Source organism: Pedobacter glucosidilyticus (assembly GCF_002483235.1).
In the GTDB taxonomy this organism is placed as follows: domain Bacteria; phylum Bacteroidota; class Bacteroidia; order Sphingobacteriales; family Sphingobacteriaceae; genus Pseudopedobacter; species Pseudopedobacter glucosidilyticum_B.
In genome coordinates this window covers 72,329-78,655 of record NZ_DLHN01000027.1, presented here as the reverse complement: position 1 = coordinate 78,655, position 6,327 = coordinate 72,329, and the positions used below count along the sequence as shown (strand labels likewise).

General features: G+C 35.2%; 5 protein-coding genes. 2 read left to right on the top strand and 3 right to left on the bottom strand.

Features of this window, described 5'->3' with window-relative positions:
• Positions 1 to 123: 123 nt before the first annotated feature.
• Entirely contained in the window at positions 124 to 1,104 is a 981-nt protein-coding gene (locus tag B2745_RS11850; protein WP_304066820.1) for a type I phosphomannose isomerase catalytic subunit, read from the bottom strand.
• A gap of 244 nt (positions 1,105 to 1,348) precedes the next feature.
• Here B2745_RS11850 and B2745_RS11845 point away from each other — a divergent pair, with 244 nt between their 5' ends.
• A complete protein-coding gene (locus B2745_RS11845; RefSeq protein ID WP_304066818.1) occupies positions 1,349 to 4,117 on the top strand; it encodes a TonB-dependent receptor in 2,769 nt (922 codons plus the stop codon).
• An 85-nt stretch (positions 4,118 to 4,202) separates the two neighbouring features.
• Here B2745_RS11845 and B2745_RS11840 read toward each other — a convergent pair whose 3' ends face one another.
• Both B2745_RS11840 and B2745_RS11835 read right to left on the bottom strand, forming a co-directional pair.
• A complete protein-coding gene (locus tag B2745_RS11840) occupies positions 4,203 to 4,403 on the bottom strand; it encodes a YwbE family protein (RefSeq protein ID WP_304067080.1) in 201 nt (66 codons plus the stop codon).
• A 124-nt stretch (positions 4,404 to 4,527) separates the two neighbouring features.
• Entirely contained in the window at positions 4,528 to 5,754 is a 1,227-nt protein-coding gene (locus B2745_RS11835) for an NADP-dependent isocitrate dehydrogenase (RefSeq protein WP_304066815.1), read from the bottom strand.
• A 168-nt stretch (positions 5,755 to 5,922) separates the two neighbouring features.
• Here B2745_RS11835 and B2745_RS11830 point away from each other — a divergent pair, with 168 nt between their 5' ends.
• On the top strand, positions 5,923 to 6,327 hold the full coding sequence (locus B2745_RS11830) for a hypothetical protein (RefSeq protein WP_026902886.1): 405 nt from the start codon (positions 5,923 to 5,925) through the stop codon (positions 6,325 to 6,327).

Genomic DNA, 6,327 nt, shown 5'->3' with positions numbered 1-6,327 from the left:
TTGACCAATAACTATTCCCTATTCTCCCATTCCCTAATAACTATTCCCCATCACCCATTCCCTATCACCCTATTCCCCAACTACCCATTCCCTATTCCCCAACTACCCATCACCCATTCCCCATCACCCAACAAAACTCTCCAGAATCTTAAATCCCTCGTTAGTGCTAAGCTCTATTTTTTGTGTGCCAGCAGGAATTAAAATACAATCTCCCATGCTAACCGGTAACTCTTCCATACCATATTTTAAAATATAAGAACCTGAAACACAAACATGAATCACAAAGCTATCCAGAGCACTATAATCTCTCATCACAGAAGTTTCAAAGTCTAATACATGCGTGGTAAAATATGGGCAAGAAACAAGTGGTGTTGGCGTATTTTTTTCTTTTTTGTAGGCTGTTTTATAAGAATCGTAGAAGTTGTAATCAATTGCATCTAAAGCCTCTTCTACATGTAATTCTCTTTTATTGCCTTTATCATCCACACGGTCAAAATCATAAATGCGGTAAGTGATGTCTGATGTTTGTTGTATCTCAGCAATTAAAAGTCCTTTTCCTATCGTGTGCACTCTTCCGGCTGGTAAAAAAAACACATCATCAGCTTTTATATCTTCCTTGTTTAAAATATCTGTAAGTTTACCTTCATTAAATTTTTCTAAATAAAGTGCTCTATCAACTTTTTGGTTGAAACCGGCAATCAAAGAAGCACCTTCATCAGCTTGTATCACATACCACATTTCTGTTTTACCAAAAGAGTTATGGCGTTTTTTTGCTAATTCATCATCAGGATGAACCTGTATAGATAAATCTTCATTAGCATCTATAAATTTTACCAATAAAGGAAACTCATCTCCAAACCTGTCATAAACACTTTTACCTACCAGGTTTTCTTTTTCTGAAGCCAATAAAGCGGCTAATGATGTGCCTGCTAAAGGTCCATTTGCGATAACAGAAACATCACTTTTTACACCAGATATTTCCCAAGTTTCGCCGCAATTAGGCAAGTTTCCAAAATCTTTCCCCAAAACTGTTTTGATTTTTTGTCCGCCCCAGATTTTGTCCTTAAAAATGGTTTTAAATTTTAATGGATATAAATGATTCATTTTTTTAATTCAGTTAACAGGTTATGCTATAAGTGAAATGTAAAAATACAATTTTGAATGTACTAGGGCTGCTATTTATAAAATTCTTTTTTGCAGCATCAGTTAGTAAATGTTTAATAAATAGATATTCATCACTTTTTTGTGATGTAAGACATATTTATTTGATAATCCAAATATTTGTTATAAATTTATTTTATTATGCTTGCATAATATCAACCAATATAAACTATAAAAAATAATTAAGATGAAGAAACAGATACTTTTAGGCATCATGGTGCTTAGCTTTTCATTTTTTGCGTTGCCTGCATGGGCACAAAATGTTAAGGGGAAAGTTGTAGCGTCAGACAATAGTAGTTTACCTGGGGTAAGTATTATTGTACAGGGTTCTTTTGTTGGTACTTCTACAAATGGAGACGGTGCTTTTGCTTTGAATGTAAATTTTGATAAAGTACCTGTTGTATTAGAAGTTTCTATGCTGGGTTTTCAAACTCAAAAGGTTTCTTTAAATAAACCAAGCTCAGATTTGAAAATTACCTTGCAAGAAGCCAGCATAAACTTTGATGAACTTGTTGTTTCTGCTTCTAGGGTAGAGGAACGTATTTTGGAAGCCCCTGTAACCGTTACGAAGATTAGTTCTAACCAAATATTAGCTGGTGGTGGTCCAGAGATGTTTAGTAACCTGGCTAAATATCAGGGTATTGATGTTAACAGTTCTTCTATGCTTTTAACCACTATTTCTACCAGAGGCTTTAATAGCCCCAAATCAGAGCGTATGATACAACTTGCAGATTATGTAGATACCCAAGTACCAAGTTTAAATCTTAATGCAGGTAATATGTTGGGTGTTGCCGAGCTGGATGTAAGCTCTGTAGAAATTATACATGGTCCTGCTTCTGCTTTGTATGGTGCCAATGCTTTTAATGGTGTCTTATTAACCAATTCTAAAGATCCGTTTTATACAGAAGGTTTATCATTAAAATTAAGAGGAGGCAATAGAGCTTTATTTGATGGTCAAATCAGATACGCTAAAAAATTGACTGATAAATTGGCTTTTAAAATTAATGCTTCTTATTTTTCTGCTGATGATTGGTTGGCTAATGATCAATCATCTAAAAGAATAACTTCGGCAAAAAATTACGGACCAGGTTCTGGTTTTGGTTATGATGCTTTAAATACCTACGGAGAAATTAGTACAGTACAAGCTGGTGTAACAACTCCTATTGTTCCTGGAGAAGTCCTTTACACACCAGGATGGACAGAAACCGCTTTAATTGCTAATGATAACAGAACTTTAAGTTACAGAATTAACCCTAGCATCTCTTATTTAATTACCGATAAGATAAAAGCAACTTTAGATTATAAGAGAGCGGGCGGTACAACTACTTACCAATCAACCAGTAGATATCGTTTCAAAAATCTAAGTGTAGATCAGTTCAGAGCCGAGTTAAAATCTGATAGATGGTTTTTAAGAGCCTTTAGAACAGAAGATAATGGTGGCGATACTTATGATTTAAGCTTTTTAGGAGCTAGAATGGCTACTTTAAACCCAACGGCAGCAGGATTACCAGCGTTGCCTATAAATCCAACCACTATTACACCTACAAATCCACAAGGAAGACCATATTCAAATCATACTGAAATGTTTTTCACTACTTATGGTGGGGCTTTACAACAAGGCGCAACGCCAGTACAAGCTTATGCTGCTGCTAGTGCAACATGGCCAAAAGAAGGTTCTGCATCTTTTAACGCTTTACGTAAATACAATGCAGAGCTTAACCAGCCAGCAGGTTCTAGATTACCAGTTAACTCTGTTATGACAGATGTGAGCGGACAATACCAATTTGGTTTCAAATTTGCCGATGTTATTGTTGGTGGTGCTTACAGAGCATTTGGTCTAGCTTCGCAAGGTGCTGTTTTTGAGGATACTCCGGGTGGCGATAGAATTAAAAATTATGAATATGGTGTTTATAGCCAGGTGGCTAAAACTTTCTTTAATGATGCATTAAAGCTACAAGTTGCTGGTCGTTTAGACGATTTCCAAAATTTCGACTCTAAATTCTCACCAAGAGCATCAGCAGTTTATACTTTTGGAGAAAAAAGACAACACAACTTCCGTTCTAGCTATGGCGTAGCCTTTAGAAGCCCTACCCAAATAGACCAATATATCCGTTTAGATATTGGTAGTGCATTATTATTAGGTAACGTTAGAAATGGGTTTAATGGCTATACCGCTAGTTTATTAGCTGGAAGTCCAGCGGTAGTAGGGGCTAACATTGCAACAGTTGCAGGTGGTTCTACCGCATTTAATTACACAGCACCACGCTTAGATTTAGAACAGGTTGCCACTTTTGAAGTGGGTTATAAAACCATCATTAAAGATAAATTAACTTTTGATATTACCTATTTCAGAAGTAATTACGATAACTTTATCGGGGCCCAACCCTTTGTAGGTAATACAGATGGCTCAAGACCAACAGCAGGACAATTGGCAGTTGCTGTGGGGGCAGCACCTGGTTCAGATAATCAAACACGTAACCGTTTAAATGATCCAACAAGCCCTACCCGTATCATCCAAGTTTGGTTTAATAACCAACAAGAGGTAACAACACAAGGGGTAAGTGTTGGTTTAGGATATGCTTATAAAAAAGAGTTAAATTTTAATGCTAATTACAGCTACAACAAAATTGGTGATTTACCAACTGGTTTCTTGGCCTTCTTTAACACACCAGAAAACAAGTTTAATGTAGGTATTGATGGCGAGTTTAAGAAGAGATTAGGCTATAATGTTAATTACAGATGGCAACAAGGTTTTGTATATGAGTTCCCTTTTGATGTTGGTCCAATAGAAGATATTGGTACTTTAGATGCTTCTGTTTCTTACAAAATCCCTAAAGCTAAATCAACCATTCAGATTGGTGGATCTAATTTAACCAATGCTTATAACACGCAAATTTGGGGCGGTCCGCAATTGGGAAGAATGATTTTTGCCGGAATTTTGGTTGATATTAAATAAAACATAAATAACACACTAACTAATAAAATGCAAAGCTGCTGATGATGTATATCATTGGCAGCTTTTTTTTAGAGCATTTTATATTTTAATCTTCTTCCAGTATCTCTTGTACACGACCAACTTGTCCATCATCCAACATCACTTTAATACCACGATGATGTTTTGGAGCACTCGTTAAGATCCTCTTTACAATACCTTCTGTAAGTATACCTGTTCTCTGGTCTTTCTTTAAAACGATATTTACCAAAGCTCCAATTTTGATGTTATTTCTTATTGTTCCATCCATCATAAAAAAAATAGAATACATTAAAAAATCCTCAATATAAAGCTTAAAAAACTTTTACATTGAGGATTTATAAATTTTTAGACATAAGTTAAAGGTTAAACTTATGCGTATATAATTTAGCTGATTAGCCTAATTTAGCTTTTAAATTCTCATCAATAGCAGCTAAGAATTCTTCAGTATATAGGTAATGTGTACCATGTTCTACTTTATTTCCATGGATACAAACCGCTAAATCTTTAGTCATTTTACCACTTTCTACAGTTTCAACACAAACTTGCTCTAAAGTTTGGCAGAAATTAATAAGCTCTTGGTTGTTGTCTAACTTACCACGGAACTCTAAACCTCTGGTCCAAGCAAAAATAGATGCAATTGGATTAGTAGAAGTAGGTTTACCTTTTTGATGATCACGGAAGTGACGGGTAACCGTACCATGTGCAGCTTCTGCCTCCATCACTTTACCATCAGGGGTAACCAAAGTAGAAGTCATCAAACCTAAAGAACCAAAACCTTGTGCTACGGTGTCAGACTGTACGTCACCATCGTAGTTTTTACAAGCCCAAACAAAGTTGCCATTCCATTTTAAGGCAGAAGCAACCATGTCATCAATTAAACGGTGCTCGTAAGTAATACCAGCAGCTTCAAATTGAGCTTTAAATTCTTGTTGATAAATTTCTTCAAAGATATCTTTAAAACGACCATCGTATTTTTTCAAAATGGTGTTTTTAGTTGATAAATATAAAGGCCATTTTTTGCTTAAAGCTTGGTTAAAGCATGATCTTGCAAATCCTTTAATACTCTCATCTGTATTGTACATAGCTAAAGCAACACCATCTCCTTTAAAGTTAAATACTTCAAATTCTTGAACAGTGCCATCTTCACCTTCAAATTTGATGGTTAATTTACCTTTTCCTTTGGTAACAAAATCAGTTGCTCTGTATTGGTCTCCAAAAGCATGACGACCAATGCAGATAGGTGCAGTCCAGTTTGGAACTAAACGAGGAACATTTTTACAAACAATAGGCTCTCTAAATACTGTACCATCTAAAATATTTCTGATGGTTCCGTTTGGAGATTTCCACATTTGCTTTAAACCAAACTCTTCTACTCTGGCTTCATCCGGAGTAATGGTAGCGCATTTAATACCAACACCATATTGTTTGATTGCATTAGCTGCATCGATAGTGATTTGGTCATTTGTTTGGTCACGATATTCCATTCCTAAATCATAGTATTTAATATCTAAATCTAGGTAAGGAATAATCAATTTGTCTTTAATGAATTTCCAGATAATTCTGGTCATCTCATCGCCGTCTAGTTCTACTACAGGGTTTGCAACTTTGATTTTGCTCATTATTTATTTGTTTTTGTTTTATCCCACTAAAATGAGGCGTAAATATAAGAATTGATTTTTAATGCGAGCTTTTGGCCTAGCTGTTTTTTGTAATGTTAAGGTCTTAATTTTTGTGTTTTGGCATATTTATAGTACAACATGATTTACAATTACTTAAAATGATAAACCATGGAAAATAAAAAGCAAATAAACCACGATAACGAGCGGTTTAACCGTAACCAAGAGTCTAATCTAGTTGATAACGAGGCTCAAAATCTAAAATATAACCCTAAGGAAGGTAGTTTTGAGTTGGATGTAGATCCAGAAGAAGCTCAGGAAGTAGGATATGAGCATCCAGACCCTTATGATACTGCTGCCAATGATTATAGTTCTGATTATGATGAATCTAATCCTTATGTTGGCGATGAATATGATAAAAATGCTTCTTTAGAACACGATGCCGATAAATTAGGGATGCACATTACAGGGGAGGAAAATCTTAAAATCAGTAAAAAAGATGAAGAGATTGCTCGTACTCCAGAAGATAGTCGTGATGATTTAGATGAAGAAGGTTATCCTAAATTCTTAAAGTAA